The sequence below is a fragment of the Desulfosporosinus shakirovi genome (genome assembly GCF_020595055.1).
Classification (GTDB): domain Bacteria; phylum Bacillota; class Desulfitobacteriia; order Desulfitobacteriales; family Desulfitobacteriaceae; genus Desulfosporosinus; species Desulfosporosinus shakirovi.
The window spans coordinates 1-21053 of record NZ_JAJDOO010000056.1; the positions used below are offsets into that span (position 1 = coordinate 1).

At 41.0% G+C, this 21053-nt stretch carries 33 protein-coding genes and 1 pseudogene; 29 read left to right on the forward strand and 5 right to left on the reverse strand.

All coding sequences use genetic code 11. The features are described from left to right. Positions 1-80: 80 nt before the first annotated feature. From LJE72_RS24495 to LJE72_RS24510, 4 genes are all read right to left on the reverse strand, one after another. Positions 81-1766 carry a recombinase family protein gene (locus LJE72_RS24495; protein WP_229250644.1) on the reverse strand — a complete coding sequence of 562 codons (1686 nt, stop codon included), beginning with the start codon at positions 1764-1766 and terminating at the stop codon, positions 81-83. A 264-nt stretch (positions 1767-2030) separates the two neighbouring features. Beyond that, positions 2031-2351, reverse strand: a complete 321-nt coding sequence (locus LJE72_RS24500) for an ATP-binding protein (protein WP_229250646.1) — start codon at positions 2349-2351, stop codon at positions 2031-2033. A 44-nt stretch (positions 2352-2395) separates the two neighbouring features. Further along, the gene (locus LJE72_RS24505; RefSeq protein WP_229250647.1) at positions 2396-2899 is read right to left on the reverse strand and encodes an ImmA/IrrE family metallo-endopeptidase; all 504 of its coding nucleotides are present in this window, start codon (positions 2897-2899) and stop codon (positions 2396-2398) included. Between the two features lie 80 nt (positions 2900-2979). Continuing rightward, the gene (locus tag LJE72_RS24510; RefSeq protein WP_229250649.1) at positions 2980-3354 is read right to left on the reverse strand and encodes a helix-turn-helix domain-containing protein; all 375 of its coding nucleotides are present in this window, start codon (positions 3352-3354) and stop codon (positions 2980-2982) included. 159 nt (positions 3355-3513) lie between these two features. Here LJE72_RS24510 and LJE72_RS24515 point away from each other — a divergent pair, with 159 nt between their 5' ends. The 4 genes from LJE72_RS24515 (at position 3514) to LJE72_RS24530 (ending at position 5073) form a co-directional block, all read left to right on the forward strand. Beyond that, on the forward strand, positions 3514-3741 hold the full coding sequence (locus LJE72_RS24515; protein WP_229250651.1) for a helix-turn-helix transcriptional regulator: 228 nt from the start codon (positions 3514-3516) through the stop codon (positions 3739-3741). Between the two features lie 23 nt (positions 3742-3764). Continuing rightward, positions 3765-3992: a hypothetical protein gene (locus LJE72_RS24520; RefSeq protein WP_229250653.1), complete on the forward strand. Its 228-nt coding sequence runs from the start codon at positions 3765-3767 to the stop codon at positions 3990-3992. Positions 3993-4100: 108 nt separating this feature from the next. Beyond that, positions 4101-4325 (forward strand): hypothetical protein, encoded by a 225-nt coding sequence (locus tag LJE72_RS24525; protein WP_229250654.1) that lies wholly within the window; start codon positions 4101-4103, stop codon positions 4323-4325. Positions 4326-4755: 430 nt separating this feature from the next. After that, positions 4756-5073, forward strand: a complete 318-nt coding sequence (locus LJE72_RS24530; RefSeq protein WP_229250655.1) for a hypothetical protein — start codon at positions 4756-4758, stop codon at positions 5071-5073. Here LJE72_RS24530 and LJE72_RS26890 read toward each other — a convergent pair. Then, positions 5051-5251: an SEC-C metal-binding domain-containing protein gene (locus LJE72_RS26890; protein ID WP_396391877.1), complete on the reverse strand. Its 201-nt coding sequence runs from the start codon at positions 5249-5251 to the stop codon at positions 5051-5053. The two genes, LJE72_RS24530 and LJE72_RS26890, sit on opposite strands and share 23 nt — an antisense overlap. A 161-nt stretch (positions 5252-5412) precedes the next feature. Here LJE72_RS26890 and LJE72_RS24535 point away from each other — a divergent pair, with 161 nt between their 5' ends. The 25 genes and pseudogenes from LJE72_RS24535 to LJE72_RS24650 form a co-directional block, all read left to right on the forward strand. Further along, positions 5413-6045: an RNA polymerase sigma factor gene (locus LJE72_RS24535; RefSeq protein ID WP_229250656.1), complete on the forward strand. Its 633-nt coding sequence runs from the start codon at positions 5413-5415 to the stop codon at positions 6043-6045. A gap of 27 nt (positions 6046-6072) precedes the next feature. After that, positions 6073-6894 (forward strand): 5'-3' exonuclease, encoded by an 822-nt coding sequence (locus LJE72_RS24540; RefSeq protein WP_229250658.1) that lies wholly within the window; start codon positions 6073-6075, stop codon positions 6892-6894. Between the two features lie 46 nt (positions 6895-6940). Further along, a complete protein-coding gene (locus LJE72_RS24545) occupies positions 6941-7270 on the forward strand; it encodes a hypothetical protein (RefSeq protein WP_229250660.1) in 330 nt (109 codons plus the stop codon). A gap of 177 nt (positions 7271-7447) precedes the next feature. Next, a complete protein-coding gene (locus tag LJE72_RS24550; protein WP_229250662.1) occupies positions 7448-7627 on the forward strand; it encodes a hypothetical protein in 180 nt (59 codons plus the stop codon). Positions 7628-7664: 37 nt separating this feature from the next. Then, positions 7665-7823: pseudogene (locus tag LJE72_RS24555) on the forward strand (hypothetical protein); the annotation flags it as partial. 8 nt (positions 7824-7831) lie between these two features. After that, positions 7832-8356 (forward strand): hypothetical protein, encoded by a 525-nt coding sequence (locus LJE72_RS24560; protein ID WP_229250665.1) that lies wholly within the window; start codon positions 7832-7834, stop codon positions 8354-8356. Positions 8357-8393: 37 nt separating this feature from the next. Beyond that, positions 8394-8519 carry a hypothetical protein gene (locus LJE72_RS26440; protein ID WP_282437962.1) on the forward strand — a complete coding sequence of 42 codons (126 nt, stop codon included), beginning with the start codon at positions 8394-8396 and terminating at the stop codon, positions 8517-8519. A gap of 158 nt (positions 8520-8677) precedes the next feature. Then, complete coding sequence (locus LJE72_RS24565) at positions 8678-8998, forward strand: hypothetical protein (protein WP_229250667.1); 321 nt, start codon at positions 8678-8680, stop codon at positions 8996-8998. A gap of 277 nt (positions 8999-9275) precedes the next feature. Beyond that, complete coding sequence (locus LJE72_RS24570; protein WP_229250669.1) at positions 9276-10235, forward strand: radical SAM protein; 960 nt, start codon at positions 9276-9278, stop codon at positions 10233-10235. A 120-nt stretch (positions 10236-10355) separates the two neighbouring features. Further along, on the forward strand, positions 10356-10574 hold the full coding sequence (locus LJE72_RS24575) for a hypothetical protein (protein WP_229250671.1): 219 nt from the start codon (positions 10356-10358) through the stop codon (positions 10572-10574). Then, positions 10571-10765, forward strand: a complete 195-nt coding sequence (locus LJE72_RS24580) for a hypothetical protein (protein ID WP_229250673.1) — start codon at positions 10571-10573, stop codon at positions 10763-10765. The genes LJE72_RS24575 and LJE72_RS24580 overlap by 4 nt, the downstream gene beginning before the upstream one ends. Positions 10766-10783: 18 nt before the next feature. Then, positions 10784-11242, forward strand: coding sequence for a hypothetical protein (locus tag LJE72_RS24585; RefSeq protein ID WP_229250675.1), 459 nt, complete (start codon positions 10784-10786; stop codon positions 11240-11242). Between the two features lie 183 nt (positions 11243-11425). Then, positions 11426-11839, forward strand: a complete 414-nt coding sequence (locus LJE72_RS24590; protein WP_229250676.1) for a hypothetical protein — start codon at positions 11426-11428, stop codon at positions 11837-11839. Between the two features lie 149 nt (positions 11840-11988). Beyond that, positions 11989-12306 carry a DUF3846 domain-containing protein gene (locus tag LJE72_RS24595; protein WP_229250677.1) on the forward strand — a complete coding sequence of 106 codons (318 nt, stop codon included), beginning with the start codon at positions 11989-11991 and terminating at the stop codon, positions 12304-12306. A gap of 185 nt (positions 12307-12491) precedes the next feature. Beyond that, positions 12492-12851, forward strand: a complete 360-nt coding sequence (locus LJE72_RS24600) for a hypothetical protein (protein ID WP_229250679.1) — start codon at positions 12492-12494, stop codon at positions 12849-12851. Positions 12852-12885: 34 nt separating this feature from the next. Continuing rightward, positions 12886-13815, forward strand: coding sequence for a hypothetical protein (locus tag LJE72_RS24605; protein ID WP_229250681.1), 930 nt, complete (start codon positions 12886-12888; stop codon positions 13813-13815). A 359-nt stretch (positions 13816-14174) separates the two neighbouring features. Next, on the forward strand, positions 14175-14588 hold the full coding sequence (locus LJE72_RS24610) for a hypothetical protein (protein ID WP_229250683.1): 414 nt from the start codon (positions 14175-14177) through the stop codon (positions 14586-14588). Beyond that, entirely contained in the window at positions 14581-14895 is a 315-nt protein-coding gene (locus LJE72_RS24615; protein WP_229250685.1) for a hypothetical protein, read from the forward strand. The genes LJE72_RS24610 and LJE72_RS24615 overlap by 8 nt, the downstream gene beginning before the upstream one ends. A 314-nt stretch (positions 14896-15209) precedes the next feature. After that, complete coding sequence (locus LJE72_RS24620; RefSeq protein ID WP_229250687.1) at positions 15210-15458, forward strand: hypothetical protein; 249 nt, start codon at positions 15210-15212, stop codon at positions 15456-15458. Between the two features lie 72 nt (positions 15459-15530). Next, positions 15531-16715 (forward strand): DNA cytosine methyltransferase, encoded by a 1185-nt coding sequence (locus LJE72_RS24625; RefSeq protein WP_229250688.1) that lies wholly within the window; start codon positions 15531-15533, stop codon positions 16713-16715. A 6-nt stretch (positions 16716-16721) separates the two neighbouring features. Further along, positions 16722-17222 carry a DNA cytosine methyltransferase gene (locus LJE72_RS24630; protein WP_229250690.1) on the forward strand — a complete coding sequence of 167 codons (501 nt, stop codon included), beginning with the start codon at positions 16722-16724 and terminating at the stop codon, positions 17220-17222. Between the two features lie 43 nt (positions 17223-17265). Beyond that, positions 17266-17748, forward strand: a complete 483-nt coding sequence (locus LJE72_RS24635; protein ID WP_229250692.1) for a hypothetical protein — start codon at positions 17266-17268, stop codon at positions 17746-17748. 175 nt (positions 17749-17923) lie between these two features. Beyond that, the gene (locus tag LJE72_RS24640; protein WP_229250694.1) at positions 17924-18064 is read left to right on the forward strand and encodes a hypothetical protein; all 141 of its coding nucleotides are present in this window, start codon (positions 17924-17926) and stop codon (positions 18062-18064) included. A 260-nt stretch (positions 18065-18324) separates the two neighbouring features. Then, positions 18325-19386, forward strand: coding sequence for a DnaD domain-containing protein (locus LJE72_RS24645; RefSeq protein WP_229250696.1), 1062 nt, complete (start codon positions 18325-18327; stop codon positions 19384-19386). 772 nt (positions 19387-20158) lie between these two features. Continuing rightward, positions 20159-21053, forward strand: an 895-nt coding sequence (locus tag LJE72_RS24650) for an RCC1 domain-containing protein (protein WP_396391885.1), incomplete at its 3' end; no start/stop codon positions are given.

Below are 21053 nucleotides of genomic sequence, written 5' to 3' on the forward strand. Positions count from 1 at the left end.
GATCCGAACAAAGGGACTAAGCTTGCCACCTATGCGGCCCGTTGTATTGAAAATGCAACCCTCACGAAACGGAAACATTTTTATGACTCCGTTTCTTTTTTTTTATTATTTACCCCAAACATGATTACATCGACAAACTCTCCATCCCAGCTGATCTTTTCAATGAGACTTCTAAGCATGTTTCGCTTTCCTATAACATCCAGTGTCTCAATAATTTGTGAAAATGTTGAAAGCATATCCTTCATAACATCGAAGCCTTCGTCTTTGAGATTTTGATTTTCAGATCGCTCTCTTAGTTGAGCCAATCTAATTTTAAAGGATTTGGTCTGCTTGTCAAATACATCAATTTGAGCAATGATGTATTTGCTAGCTCCTGTGTTTTGAGCTTGAGTAAGAGTGTTAACAAGATTCGAAATGGCTTCTTCATTATCATTTATATTCTTTTCAAGCATTTCAATCTCATTAGTAATACTGTTTTTAATGATTTCGATATTAAGTTTCTCTTTTCCTATCTTGTTATATAATTCTGAGTCTGAAGATGAAAGGTTTTTTATTTCTTCTATCACCAGTTTATCTAGATCGTTTCCGTGGACGTTTTTGATATCACACCTGGTCTTTTTACTTTTTTCTTTGAGTTCGCACATATAATAATATACATTTACCCCCTCTTTGTTGATTCTGCTAATACGAGGGCGCATATAACTTCCGCATTTCGCGCAGCGTAAGAGCCCCGAAAGTAGAGATTCAGAGTTTTTTACCTTTCGATATGATTTAGATCTATTTTGTTGTATTAAATTCTGCACCTTTACCCACTCATTGCCCGAAATAATTCCAGGATGTGCTCCGATAGCTACTATCCACTCAGAGTTATCCCTTATCTTATTTGTTTGACCCTTTTCTTGGGAAGTTTTATTATAAACCATAAGCCCATGCTTGCCATCAAAATCCTTTTCGTCAGCGTATATATCAAACCCGTTGTTAACAAGGTAAGTGTACATTTCTTTGTCAGCAGTAGCATAAACTGGATTTGTCAAAATAGAACGCAGTGCAAAGCGAGAAAAATCCATGTTTCGTCGGGTTCTTTTATTATTTTGAACACAGAACGATTCTAATTGGGTAAGAGAATTTAGTTCCAGGAACTTATCGAAAACCAGATTCATCATCTCTAACTCTTGAGGATTGGGGACCAATTTGAATTGGTGTCGTTCCTTCCCATTGGGATCTATTCTAGTGATTGGCTCAGAGTCGAATCCCTGCGGAGTTATGCCGCCTAACCATCTACCAGTCTTGGCTAGTTCGATCATATTATCCCTAATACGTTCTGCTGCAGTTTCTCTCTCTAACTGTGCAAAGACAGACGCTATATACATCATAGCTCGGCCCATTGGTGTGGTCGTATCGAAGGATTCGCGGATTGAAATAAAAGCCACGTTGTATTTGTTCAGCGTTTCAATTATATCTGCAAAATCAATGATGTTTCGGCTTATTCTGTCTAATCTATAAACGATTAAAATTTTATATCTTCTCTGTTTAATCTTTTCCATGAGGAGTTTGAATTTAGGTCTATCAGTGGTTCCGCCGGAATACCCTTCATCTTCATAAGTATTCTCATCCAAAAGTGTGGCACCACCAAAATTTCTGGCAGCATAATCCCGCCCCATTTCGATCTGATTACCGATAGATTCGCCTTTACCAGTAAATTTACTTTTCCGCGAATAAAAGCATATTTCATCTGCGGTAATTAAAGATCGGTCTTCAGAAATCATTTCGGTGCCTCCTAAAGAAAAATTAATAAATATAGCTTAAGCCACTTATTTCATAATATTGCAATGTTAGTCGTTAAGCAAAGATATAATTAAAAAGTAGCCCATCCTATACCACGGAGGCTACTTTTTCGGTTGATCCTATTGCCGCCCATTCTGCGGTAGTTGTTCAGCTAGGATGTAACCAGCATCCTATGTTTCTTATGCATTATATATCCTTTAAAAAGATTGAGCAAGTCAAGTGGTGAACTGTATCATGAGATAATCCTACTGTGCTAATCTTTCAACTTTTTCTTCTTGGGCCTGTAGCCTGTCATCTATTCGCTTAATATCATCCCATACATAATTCAAATTGCGTTTGATTTCTTTGGTATCCTTCTGCAGGCTATTTATGTTGACTTCCATTCTGCCAAGTTTCTCATCAGTTTTCTTTTGCCAGCTTTGCAGTTGATAGAGTATCTCATCAGTTTTCTTTTGTCCCTCTTGCAACTGATCAAGTCTCTCATCAGTCTTTTTTTGTCCTTCTTGCAGCTGCCCCAGAATGGTAATAATTTTCTCTTCGTTAGTTATGTTAATCAGCCCCCTCAACCTTATTTTACTAGATATTTACTTTTTTGAATAGAGTGGATGTGTTATGAATTCAAATAACATGGCTGTATGGCAATATCAAATAAATCCCGTCCTTTTACTTTCAATCCTGTCCGGCGAAAACACATTTTCAACAGCCCAAGCTTACGGTACATAAACCATTCAGTAACGTCAAAGTATTCAGCCAATTCAAAGCAACTGCGACAACCTGATTCTAGTGCCTTCACAAACTCACAATCGGGAATTAGGAAATCTGTGGCCCATTGAGCAGCTTTTCTCTCATCTTGGGCCTCCATAGTCTGTAAATTTGCTGATGTGTGGACTGTGAGAAGATTTGTGCGCGCTGCTGTGTAAAAGTGTCCAATCTCTTCTGCTAATACACACTTGTGTAGCCGATGCGAGTGTGGGAGGCTTTTATCGAGGATAATAATTGGGCCAAGACGATTATCGTATATGTACAGTCCGTGAATATTCTCTGGTAAATGGGAAAAATTCTTATACCGTACTTCAATGTTTTCCCTATACACTATATCCCAAAGTCGCTTCATAATGCCACCTTCTGTCATAATACATCTATTTATGTCGAATGTTAAAAAATGAAACTACCATACCCGTCTGGGTGGTAGTTTCATTTTTTTCTAACTCTATCTAATTCTTCTTTGATGATTTCTTGAACAAATCGCTTTAGTTCAGGAGAAGGCTCTTGTCCATATCCATCCTCGTTATTGGCGGCAATTCTAAAATCTAATTCGATTTCTTCATCGTTTTCAGGATTTTGAGATATTTTTTGTGGTAATCCAGATTCATTTGTTCTATCCAAAAGATAGTCTGTACTCACTTCAAAGAAATCCGCTAGTGTACCCAGCGTAGTAAAGTCAGGCTCGCGCTTGCTTAATTCGTAAAGCGAAAGTGCAGATCGCGACATATTAACCATCTGTGCTAATTGCTCCTGAGTTAAACCTTTTTTTTGACGTAAGGCGATTAGCCTTTGAGAGAATCCCATAATAAGCACCTTCCTTAAGGTAAATATTACTCTACAAAAAGTAGCATTACAATATTATGCTTCAAAATGTAGAGTAATATCCTTAAATCTATTGACAGCTTCATATCGTAGCATTACAATAGATTTAAATGATACATTTTGAAGCAAAGGGTGGTGTAGATGCGACGAGAACTAATTAATCTCAGAGATAAAGCTAAGCTAACTCAAGAGACTGTAGCCGCCGAACTAGGCATATCGAGAAGTTCTTATGGACATATCGAGACTGGAGCAAGAAACCCTACCTATTTTCAGGCCAAAAAAATAGCTAAACTATTCGGAGTTTTGGTAGAGGATATTTTTTTTGAGTGTGATAGCTTCAGAATGAAGCAATATCAAGACAAAAATTAAATTTTGGAAAGGTAGGTTTGGCTGTGTCAAACACTCGGATAAAGATTTTGTCTGCTGAATCGGTCGAGATTTTGGAAAAGCACGTAAATAGCTTTTTGTCTCAAGAAGACGTTGAACTAAAACAATTAGACTATGAAACCGACGGCTATGAAAAGCCGTACAGTGTAGCGATTCTGTACCACGAAAAAAACGAGTCTGAGATCAATCGTATATCCTGGCGTGACAGAATAAATGGCGCGAGAAAAAAGTGATTGGAAAGTCCAGAATAAGTGCTAATTTTATTAAATCAATAGGGTAGTCCCCCCGATACAGCCTCATATACTTAACCAAGGATAAAGTCTTAGGGGTGGTAAGTAAGAATGAAAATCAGAGTTTTTATGCCCGATACGGAAGAGGGTATACAACAACTTAAAATGAAGGTTGCAGAACTCCATGCAGTGGCCATCATAGATGGCATTCAAAAACTACCCTGTGAGGCAGATCGAAAATTACAACTTTTTAACACAATTAAAGCAGAAATACGCAATCGAGCAGAAAAGATTAGTCAGGCTGAAATCAACCGTATTAAAGTGTCTGCTATTTAACTTTTATGATGTCGTGTTTCTCCTTAAATATTTAATTGAATAAATGGACGAGAAGGAAAGCATAAGGGGCAATAGATTGATTAGTGTAGGACAAGCATTACATTGAAATTTTTAGATCCAAGGTGTCGGTAAGATTAAGCATTTCTATGCATGGGATATCCATTTAGTTAATTTTGAATGGAGAAATCTAAATGTCTAATTTAGTGTTTGGGACAAGAATTGGGTCACATCAAAGAGACTATCTGAATACCAATTATCTTGGGATTCGGAGAGTTTACTCCAAAGGTCGAGGTAAACGGAAAACTGACCCTTCTTTCTCAAGATTGTGCGGAACAGAAAACCGAATCTGGGCTTGCAGAGTTTGATAGAAGGGTAAAGCAAGGGAATTTGCACAGTTTTATTTAGATGAAAGACGAAAGGAGTAGGATTATTGGTGATCATTGAGGGTTATGAGGGTATATGCACTTGTTGCTTTGAACCAATAAGGGATGGTGGAGGGTTTAAATTTAGGGAAACGGGGCGAAGCTTCCACAGTCGATGCGTTGAAAAAAATCCGAACAGCTATTACATAAAACTAGAAGAAATCGCAGCAAGGTTCGAGAAGGCCTGTCAAGAGCAACTTCCTAGGCTAATAACTGAGATGGAACAGGCCTATTCAATCCCCATTCTAAATAATGAGGCTTTTAACCAGGACAATGAGGAAGTCATACAGTTGTACCGTAAGATCAGTCAAGCCAGGGATTTCTAAAGTTTGACCTATTCCATGAATGACTGCAAGGAGTTCTAAGACTTTTATTGTCTTGGCTTAAAAAACCTTTACCAGTACTGTCATCAGTTATATCCACTGATATATTGGCACCGCAGCATTTATTATACTTTTTTTCGTTACCACAGATGCAAGGAGCATTTCTTCCTACAAGCTTCATTTAAACTCTCCTTAGGTTATAAAAGAGTAAATCATATGCCATATACTACCATGCTATGGCTATGTTTTCTATACACTTTTTTACAATAAGACATTCGGACATCACTGAGAAGACAGCTAGGGCGATTCTTCATCGGTTAAAACAGAAAGGAGGGGAAGTGGTTGGAACAGCACGTAATTCTACCTGGACAAGCATCTGAGCTAGACGAATTGGAAATGGCGATTGCCAATTTGCGCGATTGTCAAACAGAACTAAAAAAGGAGGCGTACGACCCGAAAAGGGCACAGTTTATTAAAGAATGGCTTATAGACCTATATACCATTCGCAACCATCATCCGGAATATACGCCAGAGCCGAAGAAACGTATGGCCTACAAAATGAAAAGCGATGACGAGATTTTACTAAGCGATCCAGATCTTATGAATATAGCAGCAAGAACAGAGTTTATCGATCCGTTTGACAACAATAAAGAATGGCAAGAGTCAGCCATGGTACAGGAGCTTCTGGATGGGCTAACGATTATGGAGCACGAGGCAGTTTCTATGGTTTGGCTCCACGGTTTAGGACCGACCGAAGCAGCGTACTACATGAGCTGTAGCGCGCGAAACGTATCAACATATTTGATAAGAGCTCGCACGAAGATGATTGCCAAACTCCAAAATTCTTCCCAAATGGTCCTGTCTGGATTTGACATTCCCCCGACTGTCCGTAGGCATCGCAGCAAGAATCTAAGTAAACCAAGGCCCAACCAAACGGAAACGGTACAAGAACGCTCACAACTAACCTTGTTTTAGTGATTATTAGAGAAAGGAGGCATGAAAATGATTTTGCTTATTGATGCCAACAACTTGCTTGCCAAATCCTTTTACGGAAGACACTTAATGTACGATGCGCAGAGACGACCAATACATGCTGTCTCAGGCGTCGTACATTGGGTACTCAAGTTTTACTATACTTATAAACCTAAAATGATCGTTGTATGTTGGGACTCTTTCGGTCCAACCTTTCGCCATCAACTATATCCGGCCTATAAAGCGAACCGAAAGCCGACTCCTTCAGAATTGTTAGATCAAATTCCACGGGCTAAAAAAGCACTGGAAAATCTGGGGATCGCTCAAGTAGAAATTAGAGGTTACGAAGCAGACGATATCATCGGTACACTAGCGCAGAAATCTAAAGAGTTTGTCAGAATCGTTTCCGGAGACAGGGATTTATTTCAGCTTATTAACCGCAATGTTATGGTTGATTATCTTAGAGCAAGGAAAGTGTCACAGCAATTGACGCTTTTCAAGCATGATGAAATTTTCGGTATCGACCCTGGGCAATGGGTGGATTTTAAGGCCCTTGTTGGAGACTCATCGGACAATATTACAGGTGTTTCAGGCATAGGGGAAAAAACCGTGTGGCCGTTGCTGAAGCAAGGTCTTACGTTAAAGGATCTCCTTGAGTATCCTGATATTCTACCAGTAAAAACTGCGAAAAGACTAGTTAAATTCAAAGACCAAGCTTTGTTAAGTTGGAGACTGGCTAAAATTGATTGCACTGTGCCGGTTGAAATACCTTCAGGATCAAATGTTGACGTTCGGTCTCACTTGTCACGAATGACCTTACGTGCTCTGGGGTTAGATAACAAAATCGCCTAAGGCTTAGCTTCAATCAATATCGAAGTTCTAAAAGGAGGAAAATTCTATGTGCAATGGATGTGATTCTTTTCCGTGCAGTTGTGGTTCACCAGTGTGTCTGACAGGAGAAGCAAATGAGGCTGAAAAATGGGTGAGTTATAAAGGCGATAGCTTAACCAATCCCCGATCAGTGAAGGGATTCAAGAAATTATCTAAAGAGCAACAACTACTCTTTGAATCATTTCTTGATAGATTCTACAAGTCCTGGTCATATCCGGAAAAACATATTCCTGTTAAAGTTGCTGCAAAATGGGACAAGGGTAATGGTCATTATTTGAGAGTCGATTTTAAAGATGGAATGTGGTTACACGTTAAAAATGCAAGTACTTGGTATTAAAGCTCCGGGCAGAAAAGGCTGCCATCCTTGCAAGGCAGACCATGTACAGTCTCACTTGTGACGAATGACCTTACGTGCTCTAGGGTTAGATAATAAAAATTGCCTAAGGCTTATTGATATACGCGATCTGGCACTAGCTTCAATCAATATCGAAGTTCTTAAAGGGAGGAAAATTCTATGTGCGATGGATGTGATTCTTTTCCGTACGGTTGTGGTTCATCAATGTGTCTGACAGGGAAAGAAAATGAGGATGAAAAATGGCTGAGTAAATTATCTAAAGAGCAACAAGAAATGATTCGAATAATTGTTGATAAATTTTACAGCAAATATTCTAATAATACGAATTTAACTAAATAGGAAATAATCAGTTCAATGAGTTTGGTCGGGAGAGCCCAGTGAGTTGTACATAGAAGATCATGAGGATTATGACGAGCCAGGATGGTATCTTGGCAGAGTTGAATACCGCAGCAGTGGCTATTATTTTTTAGCTATCAGGGGGGGGAGTATTGATCTGAGGTATGTGATGAAAGCAGCCAGGCGCACGAACAGTTAGGTAGTCTTGTGTGGCGATTTAAAAGCTTGCTTCCTGATCAGACAGGAACGTACAAAAGAGATCCTCGGCTGGCTTTGCTGGGAATAAGTCCGGAAGGGAGAAAAACCATGAATGACTATTATGTAAATAGAGTAAAGGAACAGAATGAGGATTTAAAATCCAAAAAAGTGAGAGAGGACTTGAAGATCAGTCTCACAGATAAAGCCTACGAAGAATTGAAACTCTTGGCTTATAAAGCCGGTTTCCAGTGTGCTGAGCAACTCTTGTCATCCTTTGTTGGTGATTTGACCGGTTGGGGGGGATCAAACGGCTCCGATGAAAGGGATTGTGCAGACAGGTGGTTCGAAAGAGCTTTGGTTCATGTGAATATTACTCAAATTTTAGGCACCTTTTGTACGATTATGACTATCATCTGGAAGATATGTCTTTCATGCTGGAAGATGAAGATTATTTCGAGGATGCATATCAAAACTATATTGATGAAAATTACAACAAGACCAACCAGAGCAGAGATGAATGCCTTGCTCTGCTGAAAGAGATTGTAGAAAAAGGGGAGGAGTTATGAAGTGATTGCGTCACGAAAACGCTTTGGATTACCTTAGAATGCTCCAAGAAAAAGCTGCTGAAGCGGAAACTTTATCTTACATAATCCACCCGCCTGATGATGGTCTGCTGGGATCGGACCGAAACCGATGATCTGGCAGGGCTGCCGGGAGGTCGCGGAAACCCAATTAGCCGTAGTATGGCCTTTAGAGAGATTAAGCAATATCACAAATTTTGGATCTTGATGAAAGTAAATCATGATGTAGGCTACTTAAAAACAGAGTGGTAGGCATGTAATGGAGGAGATTCGTATGGCTCTTAGGCCTGATAGAATGTGTTTTCATGACTTTTGTTTGTGTCATGGTTATCCGAAATTCATACTTTATGCGGGCAATGGCTTGATAGTAAAAACGCAAACTAATCAGTACAAGTATGGTTCTAACTGGAAAGACGAATTCTGGCTTGATGATGAAAAAATTATTGAAATTGATCAAGACCTCGTTGATTTCATTCCGGAAATGAATATGCGATTAGGAACTGAGGAATTCGAATTAGTTCTCGCTATAATACCACGAGCACCGGAGGGAGCAATCCTTAAATCTGATAAAGTTATGGGCTATCTATCGTGGTAATTTATTGAGCTGTAACATGCGCCAATCAAGGAAAGGCGGTAATAAGTGTGAAGCTAAAACGAGAAGAACTTATACATTCCATAACCAAGATTCGAGACTCTTCAGATGGTATCCCAAGATTAAGTGATATCGCAGATTTTAAGGTCGTGATGAAAATGAACTAAGAATGTAGGGAGTGCAAGAGGTGTGTATATAACTACGGTCAATGCACAGGAAGGAAGAGTACAACACCCTGTTTGATATTTAAATCAATCATATGTAAAGGGGATGGAGGAAATTGTATATAGCAGTTTTAAATTTAGAGCCTCAGTATATAAACAATGCTATTGAAAAAATTAGACGTTATCATCAGGGCCGAGGGGATATCGTAGAAGATTACGTACCATTGTTTACTGCTCAATATGATAAGGTGTATTGCTCAAGTATCTTCAGTTACACCCCAAAAGAGCATCTCTTCATTGACGAAAGGTGGGAATGTGGCGGAACAGGCTTTGATGTGGAAAAGAAGCTTTCCCCCTGCATTGAAACTATCAAGCTTAATATGAACTTGGGTTGGACACAGCGCGGCTGCAACAATAACTGTAAATTCTGTGTAGTCCCTAAGAAAGAAGGCAAAGCACATCCGGTAGGAGACATCTACGATATTTGGGATGGCAAGTCAAAAACCATAACCCTTTATGATAACAATATTCTTCAGTTACCAGAACATTTTTACAAAATTAGCGAGCAGATCTACAAAGAAGATTTAGAAGTCGATTGGAACCAAGGACTTGATATTCGACTCGTAGATGATGACATAGCGAAAACTTTGAGTAAGATACCGCATGCAGCTTACCATTTTGCGTTTGATCATCCTAATATGGCTGAGATCATTACTGAAAAAGTAGAAATTCTCAAAAAGTACGGAATAAATAGATCCATGTTTTATGTTCTTGTCGGCTGCAAAGATAGTTCAGATAAAACTCTCGAAGAGGATATTGAGGGGGCCTTATTTCGATTAAACCATCTTAAAAAGTTAAAAATGAATGCTTATGTAATGAGATATCAAAAATGTTATGTGGATCAACCAGAAAGCTTTATTGGTGACAAAACCAGAAAAATATATATACCTTTAGCAAATTGGGGAAGCGTCCCTGCTGCACTCCATAGTATGGAGTTTTACAAAGATTATCTGGCGACCCATGAGAGAGGAATGCCTTATTGGAAGAATTACAAGCAATTGGGTTTGGTTAGTTAGTTTATTGGTTGTGTTCATATCCTGACTGATGAAATGGCCAAACTGAAAGTTTGCTAGTAGGTAATAAAGTGGGATGCCAGCGCGGTCTGGTCTCTCCGAAAATAAGGAGGACAGAATTAAATGAAATTATATCTAAATGGTGAGCTAGTCAAAAAAGGCCAAGTCGTAGAAACATTCAGAGGGGAAAAATGCACAGTAATTAGTTGGATAGCACCCCACAAACCAAGCAGTTCGGGAAAGGTCTATGTTAAGTTCGGGCCGTTGGATAAGTACGGGCAAGAAATTTACCCAAGTGTCATTGGTTCAGAATTCCGTAAAGAGGAAGGGGATGCTCAATGAAACAAGTCGTGTTTTTCGGATTCACGGACAATGAGCACCAAGAAACAACAATATGCAAGGACTTGGGGGAAGCTCATGACCTGTTTGATAATGCACTGGTTACCGAAAAGTATAACTACTTTGATATCACACTGAACGATGGGATGTCTGCCAAGGTAGTTCGGCAAATGACTTTAAAGAGGACTGTCTAACTTTTAGGAAAGGATGGTATGTGTCTCATGAATCATGATATCGCATTTGAGATTGAATGGAGAAAACTGCTGATTTCCAAAATGGCACGAACACTTAACGCACTCAAGAAAAACTCAGAGGCAGAAAAGGCTGCCATCCTTGCAAGGCAGACCAAGATCAGTGAGCTTTATCCAACAGCTCAAGAAGCTCATGATGCATATGGCTACGGTTATATCACAGAAGACGAATATAGGACAATTACCAAAAAGCTGGCAAGCGTCGACATCCCAACCGCAACAAGCGCAGCCAGCGACGAGTTACGGGACATAGTATCTCGCCTGAAGAAACAGATCCGCGACCTGGAATGGGAAGCCTTGCCAGAGTCCGAACGGGAAGCAATCCGACTTCGCACCGAACGGCATGTGTCAGAGATCAAGCAAGCAAAAGAGGTCTACCATAGATCAATGATAGGACTAAAAAAATATATATACCTCTAGCAAACTGGGGGAGTGTTCATGCTGTATTCATAGTATGGAATTTTACGAAGATTATCTTGCTATTCATGAGAGATGAATGCCGTATTTGAAGCATTATAAACGATTTGGATTAGTCAGATAATTTTCTGCTAGGATCTATGAGTTTTATATTATCAAAAGACTGAAACATGGAAGTGACTTTACATGTTGAGCTTACAAAGGGAAGTAGAACGGATTATTAAACAGGCCGATGACTATGATTACTTTATTAATGATGAGCAATTTTCAGCAACATATCAATTAATGGATTTGACCCTGGTATTAACTAAACTGAAAGAAACCGTAACGGTAAATTTCTCTGGGCATAGCTTTGAGTTTAAAATTCTTCCATACAATCCAGAATGGTATCCGATCCACGTGGCTAAAGGCGATGAGATCATATCCATCGTAATCAACTATGAGAATGGTCGTGCTTACAGTGGCCGAAACTGGCATCGATTTTTAGAGTTAGCAAAAGAGGTGGCAGGGAAGATGTCTGGTCTGGAACCTGAAGTTTTAAATCTTAACCAGAAGCCGATAAGTGAGGAAACAGTCTTTAAACAAATGAGCTTATGGTGATGAACCAAGGAATTAATAATGCTTTATTTTGGAGGTGATGTGAAACCGTGAGCGTACCAAAGTGAAAAATTATGATCAAAAGGTATCACATCTTATACCTCAAATAATCGAACTTGCTAGGGAACAAAAGGAAAGAGGGGAGTAAACCTATGATTAAAGTTTTAGTCAAAGAACCCAATAAAAAAGCAATCCTCAAGGAAATCAATGAATTCCTGAGAACAAAGCAAGCAATAGTGGGCGGTCGTATTGAGATCGTAACCATCAATCATGATCCCGAAATCCTCTTGATCTGTAACGAGGAAGGCAAACTGAAAGGACTCGAAGCTAGTTTTTCATTCAGGGGAGAGATCATTGTAGGTACCGTTTTATTTGCCAGAGGTGATGACGAGGGGGATATCGTTGGGCTGGAAGATGACGATCTAGAACTTATTCATCGTTTAACAGGGGTTGGAGTGGGAAGGGTTTAAGGGGCTAATCTGCGGAGATCTAAAAAGAGTGGAGTTGGAATAACGGAAATGAAACAAACTTTTAGGGCTGAGGAATACAGCTATAGGCTATGTCGTCATCATGGGGCCAGATGAAGCCTTGGAGAAAATCATAAGTGATTTGAAAACGGCTGCATTATTCGGTTGGTGAAAGGAAGAGTAACCTTATGCAATTTGCTACTTTTAACGCCGTATGTGACGTGGAACTGGGCGACAAGGTCAAGACCATTCTTAATACCATCACTGAGATTACAGACATTAGAACAGTCCATTATCTAAAGGATTCAAGGGTTGAGTTCGAATTTGAACTTGCGTGTGAGCCTGGTCTCTGGTTTAAGAGGAATATTTTCGTATATCCAGCGGTCGAACAGTCCGATCGAGAGGGAGTTACCGAAATGTCAGCCGGCCAACTATCCACGCCAGAGGTCGCCGAAGCGCACTTGGACGGAACGCTCTGCGATCTGTGCGGGGGGTGTATCGGCGAGCCGGTTGGGCATGCGAGATTGTGTAGTGGATGTGAGAACTAAGTGGACAAGCACTGAGAGGAGAGGGATGTGAACTATGCCCAAAATTGAGTATATAAGTAAGAGTTTCGGAGCCGATAGATTAGCCCTGATCGACAGGATCAATAGCGTCATAGATGACTATTCTGCCCAAGGCTACAGCCTTACGCTAAGACAGGTATATTACCAAATGGTTGCTCGGGCCATTATCCCCAACAACGAGAGATCGTACAAAAATCTTGGCACCTTAATCAGCGACGCACGACTCGCCGGGGCCATCGACTGGAATGCAATTGAGGACAGAACTAGGAACCTCAAAGGGAAGTCGCACTGGACAACGCCTGGTAACATGATCGACTCAGCTGCCTATTCTTACCATCTAGATCACTGGAAGGGACAGAGCAATTACGTGGAGGTATGGGTAGAAAAAGATGCACTCGTTGGTATCGTCGGACAGATATGCGGGGAGCTTGACGTTAGTTTTTTCTCCTGCCGTGGCTATGTTAGCCAGTCAGAGATGTGGGGAGCTGCCAGAAGGCTCAAGCGGAGACAGGACAATGGTCAGCAGATCGTCCTCCTACACCTCGGGGACCACGACCCAAGCGGCAGAGATATGAGCCGTGATATTCAAGACCGGCTAATTACCTTTGAGACCTATGGTATTGAATTCCACCGTCTAGCATTGAATATGAACCAGATCGAGCAATATGATCCACCTCCAAATCCGACCAAACTTACTGATAGTAGGGCCACTAAATACATTGATGAGTTCGGGCATGAGTGCTGGGAGCTGGATGCACTGGAGCCGCATGTGATCAGCGATCTTGCACTGGGATGGGGTCGCCGACAACTGGGACGATATCAAGGAGAGGTATTGTTAAGAGGGGTGAAAAACATGATTGCTCAAGCAAACAAAAAGGTCCGTCCAGCACTAGCATGCGAACGGACCGCGAAGAAAAAATCACTTAATCCTAGTATATCACACTGATACTACTCGTGAGAAGTTGGAGATTTGAATTAAAGCCAAGGAGGACGACTCCGTGTTCATCATTAGGCAATCTTTAACCCAATCCTGCATCTGTGGCTCAACCATGGGATTTCCAGAAGGTGAGGTCAGGGCCAAATGCGACTGTGGGGTAAATTGGGAGCTTAGTTTAGAAGGTTTTTGGTCTATTCATAGCGTCCCGTTTATGCAAAATTCCGTAAGCCAAAGGCATAAAAGACTAATTCACTATGAAAATTACGTGAGATGGCGAAACAAAAATTTGCCAAAGTCTAAGAGGCGAAGAAAGTCAGCGGCACTGGATTAATTTTGAAATATCTTATGTATATGGAATTAAGCCTGGCATGACAAGGGATGAATACGTAAACCAACCTTACAAATTTCTTGCATTTGCGGTATTACCTCATAAAGAAGGTGGATTCACAATCAAAAAACTAAGGCCATTAGTTACTGATAATCCTCAAGGAAACTATCAATGGCTACACAATATGACAGTTATCAAAGACAAAGAAGTCTATCTTCGCTATTTCGAAGGCGAAGGTGATCTAAGTCTCGTTGAGTATTGCAAGAAAGAGTGCATGGAAAAGTGTAATAGCGATATTGATGCATCGGTCGAAGAATTTGCAGAACACATGGATTGTGGTTGTCCTATATCTCTCATTTATCACATGGCAGTAGGACATGCCGAACTAAGGGAACGCTTGAAGTACTTTGAAGCTAATGATTCTGAGGTTGTGGAGGGGAATCAAAATGGCTAAATACACGAAGGTTTGGGAAAACGGAATAGAAACATCAACTCTTAATTTCCGTGGTAAGGACTTCACGTTGACCATGGCACAGTGGGAAGGAAACTTGGAAGGCCACTACACCAGTAAGGAGCAATCTCTTGAGAATCAAATCGGAGAAGCTTTCCCGGATGATGAAGACATTGGCGAAATCATTGACCTACTAGATGGACTAGATGACGATTTTGACAGAGAAGGAGTGCTTGAGGAATTAACTAACTTCGAAAAAGGGGATAGAGAGTTCGATGTTAGGGAGAAGCGATATGAAAAGAGAAATTAAGTTCATGGCCTATATTAAAGCTCTAAAATGGACAGTTCCAGTTACAGTGATTAATTTTTTGAGCAAGACAGTTGAAGTTACATCACTTACGAAGAAGAATGCCTTTGGAAATTGAGACGGTATGCTGGGAATAAATTCTCTGGACCTGTGCAAATACAAGCAAGGTATTGGATGCCGAACAGACAAAGCTGGCCAGATCTGATGGGGCTACTACAAGCAACATGTGACAAGTTTAGACGGAAGTCGGATCGTTGGGGTGGATAAGGATAACCCAAGAGTAGAGATTGAGATTAGTGAGATGGAGGATAGTTGATGTGAATCAGATACTCAATCCAGACTTCTCTAACAAAGAAAAATGTATTTCATGTGGTAAGCAAGCAACAAAACTATGCGATATCGTGACGGGCCACATTATGACAACATCAAAAGAAATCGGTTTATGGAATACAACTTGTGATAACCCAATATGTGACAAATGTTCTATTCATTTAAACGAGTATATGGATATTTGCCCGGATTGCATCGCAAAAATACTTAAGGCGGGTGGAGGATTTAAGAAATGAAAGCTATCTCACTACTGCAGCCATGGGCATCGTTAGTTATGATGATTGCAGATAATGCACGGAGGGCATGGGATGCTAAAAACTAACGAAGAAATATCTGTGGACCTATTCGCGGGAGGTGGAGGAGTAAGCGAAGGTTACAAGATCGCAACCGGCAAGGAAATGGACATTGCGGTGAATCATAACGAAGCTGCCGTCGCCATGCATAAAGCAAACCATCCGGGGACCTTACACTATTGTGAATCTGTTTTTGTTGTTGACCCAAAGAAAGCTTGCTTAGGTAGGAAGGTCGGTTTCTTGTGGCTGAGCCCGGACTGCACATATTTCTCCGTAGCTCTTGGAGGAAAACCTATTGAAAGAGGAATTAGGGCTTTGGCTTGGGTCGGAGTTAAATGGGCAATTGCAGTTAGACCGAGAATCATAATGCTGGAAAATGTTCCTGAATTTCAAGACTGGGGTCCTTTGGACGAAAACGATAACCCAATCAAAGAACGCAAAGGCGAAACGTTTAGAGCATTTATTGCTGCCTTGACGACCGGACTTGATCCGGACCACCCAGCATGGCCTGAAATCATGGAAAGTTTAGGTGAATACTTCGATAGAGAACAATTAGTCAAAGGCCTTGGATACGATCTTGAGTATCGTACACTGGTTGCCTGCGATTATGGCGCTGCGACATCACGGGAACGTCTTTTCTTGGCTGCCCGCTGTGATGGAAAGCCAATTAAATGGCCGGAAGCAACTCATGGAGATCCGAAGAGTGCTGCAGTATCTGAAGGAAAGCTGATGCCGTGGAAAACGGCCTCAGAGATTATTGACTTCACGCTGACGGCTCCATCGATCTTTGATAGCAAAGCTGAGATTAAGAAGAAATACGGACTGAGGGCAAAACGTCCGCTGGTCCCCAAAACGATGCAGCGGACTGCTCGTGGCTTGGATAAGTTCTTTATCAAAAATCCTGAGCCATATATTATTCAGGTCAACCATGGCGGGGATAACTTCCGTGGACAATCCATCCACGAACCCATGCCGACACTTACGGTGAAACATGGTTACGGCATGGTGGCCCCGGTGCTTATGCAGCATCACGATAGTGCAGAAGCCAGAGGGCAAACAATTGATCGGCCCTTGATGACCATTGATACATCATCGCGATATGCTCTTCAAGCGATATTTTTGTCAAAATATTATAGTCAGGGAATCGGTCAGGCAGTAAGTGACCCGGTTCACACTATCACCACTAAAGATCGTGATTGAATCACAATGGCCTATATCCAGAAGTTCTATAAAACTGGAACTGGTCAAAACATAAATGAACCGCTTCACACTATTACCACTTCTGCCGGTCATTTTGGGCTAGTCAATGTTCAACTTGCCAAAATACGGCCTGGTCAAGACCTTCACCATTGGCCGGAAGTCAGAGATATGCTTAATCAGTATTGCGGATATCAGATAAACAATGATGAAGTACTAATTTTTGAAATCAACGACACTTGGTACTTTATTTCGGATATTGGATTAAGAATGTTTACTCCGAGAGAGCTGTTTAATGCCCAGGGATTCCCGCCTAATTATATTATCGATGTTGATTATTATGGAAATGCCTATCCAAGGTCGGCACAGGTAGCTCGATGTGGACACAGTGTTCCGCCGCCGTTTGCAACGGCTCTGATTTGGGCAAACATGCCGGAAATCTGTATGCATGTCGATGATTGGGGCGAATGGGACAAGAAGCATCGAAGACGGCAGATGAGTTTGTTTTAAAGCTAAAAAGGAATAGCTATGAAAAGTACTGGGAGGTTGAGCTGTGAATTATAAACGATTGACTGCTCAGAGCGAAGTTTTTGACGGTGCGACGCTAAAGGCTTTTTGCGAAAGCTGCGGTGAGGACGATTGCAGAGCGTTTTGTTGTGATGAGACAGGAACTCCACAATGCGATATTTGTCCGGTCCAGGAGGCGTTTGACTGCCTTGCCCAATATGAGGACATCGGCACGCTAGATGAGTTCGCCGACTTAAAAAACCGCCAAGAGGGTACATGGGAGCGCATGGGGAACCCTTGGGGAGAATTAGAGGCCTTCGGTTGGGAGTGCGGGCATTTTGGTCCAGCAGCATCGCCGTATTGCCCGAACTGCGGGAGAAAAATGGCAGGTGGAGAGGATAAAGCAGTTCTGAGCATTGAGTTTGTGGAATTGGGAGGGAACATTATGATAGAGCCGCGAGAGCAAGTTAAATGGTTTTCTGGGGAAATGGAAAAGACACTTCTTGAAAACGACCATAAGGGTGGTTGAGATAAATGTAGCCAATGGTTAATCGGACATCTCCAGAAAGAAACAATTGAGCTAGAGAAAAGTTTACATGATGCTCGTTATGACAACACAAAACTTACTGAAGTAATAAAAGAAGCAACAGATGTAGTAAATTTTGCAATAATGATCGCCGACAATGCATTGAGGGAGGTACAAAATGGGTTGTAAATGCCGAGAATGCAAGGACAAGCCTGCCAGTGCAAGGTTTGTGATAAAAAGGATCAGTGCGGTTATGCGAGGATCGACGATTGCCGATGGTTGCGGATCGGATGGAAGAAATTATAATTCAAAAGTTTGAGCAAAAGACGGTTTTAAGCGAGTTAATAATTTGTTTTAGGGGTTAGATATGATTGGTTTTTGTTTGTTTTTTTTATTACCATTGATTGGATTATTGATTACTTTTGGTATTCTTTATGATTTGATTTTAGTTTCTAAATAGAGGGATTGAAAAAGGTATTTTGTTATTTTTATGGATGAATTTCTATTGTGTCGGTTCATTGTTTTCATGAGGGTAAACCCTTGATCGTTCCCAGAAGACAGAAGAAGGGGGAGAAGAGGATGGGAAATGTGAGCAGAACTAATAACACCAGGATATTTACGTTAAATGAACTTTCACTTAGGTTATCTCCAGCTTTAGCCGATGAGATTGGCTTAAATGAATCCATTATGTTACTTCAAATAGAATACTGGATTTCCATATCGGACCATTTTCTAAATGACCACCGATGGACGTACCAAAGCGTCAGACAAATGCAGGAAAAAGCGTTCGCCTTTTGGAGTATAGCAACTGTAAGCAGAACCGCGAAAAGCCTACTTGATAAAGGCCTGATTATAGAGGGGAATTACAATAAAAAAACCTATGATAATACTCGTTGGTTTGCTTTGAACTATAGAGAATTGTCTAAACTTAAAAGCATCATGATTAGGGGATATGAAGGGGAAGGGAGTGAAACACCCCCGTTTCAAATTGAAACACCCCTCCTGTTACAGGATGAAACACCCCTGTTTCAGAATGAGACACCCCTGTTACAAGATGAAACGCCCCTGTTTCAAATTGAAACGACAATACCACAGATTACTCCAGAGAATACTCCTCATATTACTCCACAGAATTACTTGGCTGATGAAGATGCGGATAGCGCGCAAGAGCAAGAAGATTGCCTCCCTGAGACGGAAAGGTTCGCATTTGAGCATAAGGAACAAGTGTCGCCCGCGACCGGCAAGGCAATGGGTCTTAGAGCTATTGAGTTTGCAGAGATAAATCTGAAACGGGAGCTGTCTTATTATGAGCGTGAACAGATTAGAAACTGGTGTAAACAGTTCGGGGAGCATCGGAATTGTCAAGATCCGGAGTCTATAGTTATAGCCGGCTTAGAGAGATGTGTGATCAAAAATGACCTTTCCAGTTTGATTGCCTACTTGAACTCTATTCTTGAAGATTATCAGGAAAATAATGTGGTGACTCTAGAACAAGCTTACGGGCTATATGAAAAGAGAAAAAATTCACAAAAACGGGCTCATGTGTTTAGAAGGGTTAATGGATCTGGAGAAGGGGCGGAAGCACAATCTGAGGTTGGTAAGGGTTTAAAGACGGAAAAATACGCTAATTTTTACTTGTGAGTTTACTTAGTAGCATCGACAAAATACTGATGAATGCACATTGGAAGGACTATTCTCGATATTGTGTGATGAGGTTAGCAAACTAGATTGAGCAGTTGCTCTACAAGAGCTATTGGATATTCTTAATGATGTTTCCGTGAAAGCTGGAAAGAAATTATCCAGATTAATTAAAAGTCTACTCCAACAATGGATTATGGCCTACCCGCCTATATCTGGGTTTATTTCACCTGATTGGAGCTGCGAAAGTTGAGTAAATTACAATTGGAATACGATAAAAGGAAATATTCTGTCGAATTCATTGATTTGCTTTTTTGTTTGAAATAGAATAAGCAAATCTAAATCTCTTATTTTTTTGACAACTTTGACGCTTTTCGTTGGAGTTACTTCATACATTGACAGGTATATTCTTTTTAGTCCAAATATCTTTTAAATATCAGCAAATAATTGTTTTATCACTTTAATTAAGTTTTTTTATCCCTTAAGTAATAATTTCCGAGCATAGTATTATTTAGTTTGGTAGCTACCGCTATCTAGTAAGTTCGAATTTTAGCAAAGTCCAATGATCACTTGAAGGAGTTGAGGAACAAATGATAGATAACAACAAACTTTGCGACTGTACAATCACACGTAGGATGAATTGTTAATGCAGTTAAAAAGATTGTACACTGCGGAAAAATGAAAATTAGGGGGTATTGATTTATTAGGGGAAATCATTAAAAACTAAGCAAAGATAAAAATATGAGTTGTTGTAATGAGTGGGAGGTAATTTGCGTTGGGTAAAATCAAGAATTTCATTAAGAAGTTTATAGTATTAGTGATAGTTATATTAATACCACTAATACTATTATTAGCTAATCCAGGTAATCCTGTTTATGCCTCAGTAAATCCTGATCCAAGTATCGCAGGTGGTTCGAGTCATACTATTGCTCTCAAGAGTGATGGTACAGTATGGTCCTGGGGTGATAACACCTACGGCCAACTTGGCGATGGTACCGGAATAACCAGGTACACCCCGGTTGAGGTACAGGGACTGAGTAGCAAAACGATCACCGCCATCGCAGCAGGGGACAATTCCTCTTACTTTCTAGCTTCAGACGGTACAGTCTGGTCAGTGGGTTATAACAACTACGGGCAACTCGGTGATGGGACCACAACAAGCAGGAATTTACCGGTTGAGGTACAGGGATTGAGTGGCAAAACGATCACCGCCATCGCTGCCGGGATCAATTCTGCCTACTTCCTTGCTATAGATGGTACAGTCTGGTCAGTGGGGTTAAACACCAACGGGCAACTCGGCGACGGGACCACAACAAGCAGGAGTTTCCCAGTTCAGGTACAGGGTTTAAGTAGCAAGACAATAACCGCTGTAGCTGGGGGACAATATACCGCCTACTTCCTTGCTTCAGACGGCACGGTCTGGTCGGTAGGCTATAACTACTACGGCCAACTTGGTGACGGCACCACCACAAGAAAGACTCAGCCGGTTCAGGTACAGGGCCTGAGCGGCAAGACGGTAACCACCGTTGCTGCAGGGTATAATTCCGCCTACTTCTTGGCTTCAGACGGCACAGTCTGGTCGGTGGGCTATAACAACAACGGCCAACTTAGTGACGGCACCACAACAAACAAGAGTGTGCCGGTTCAGGTACAGGGACTGAGCAGCATGA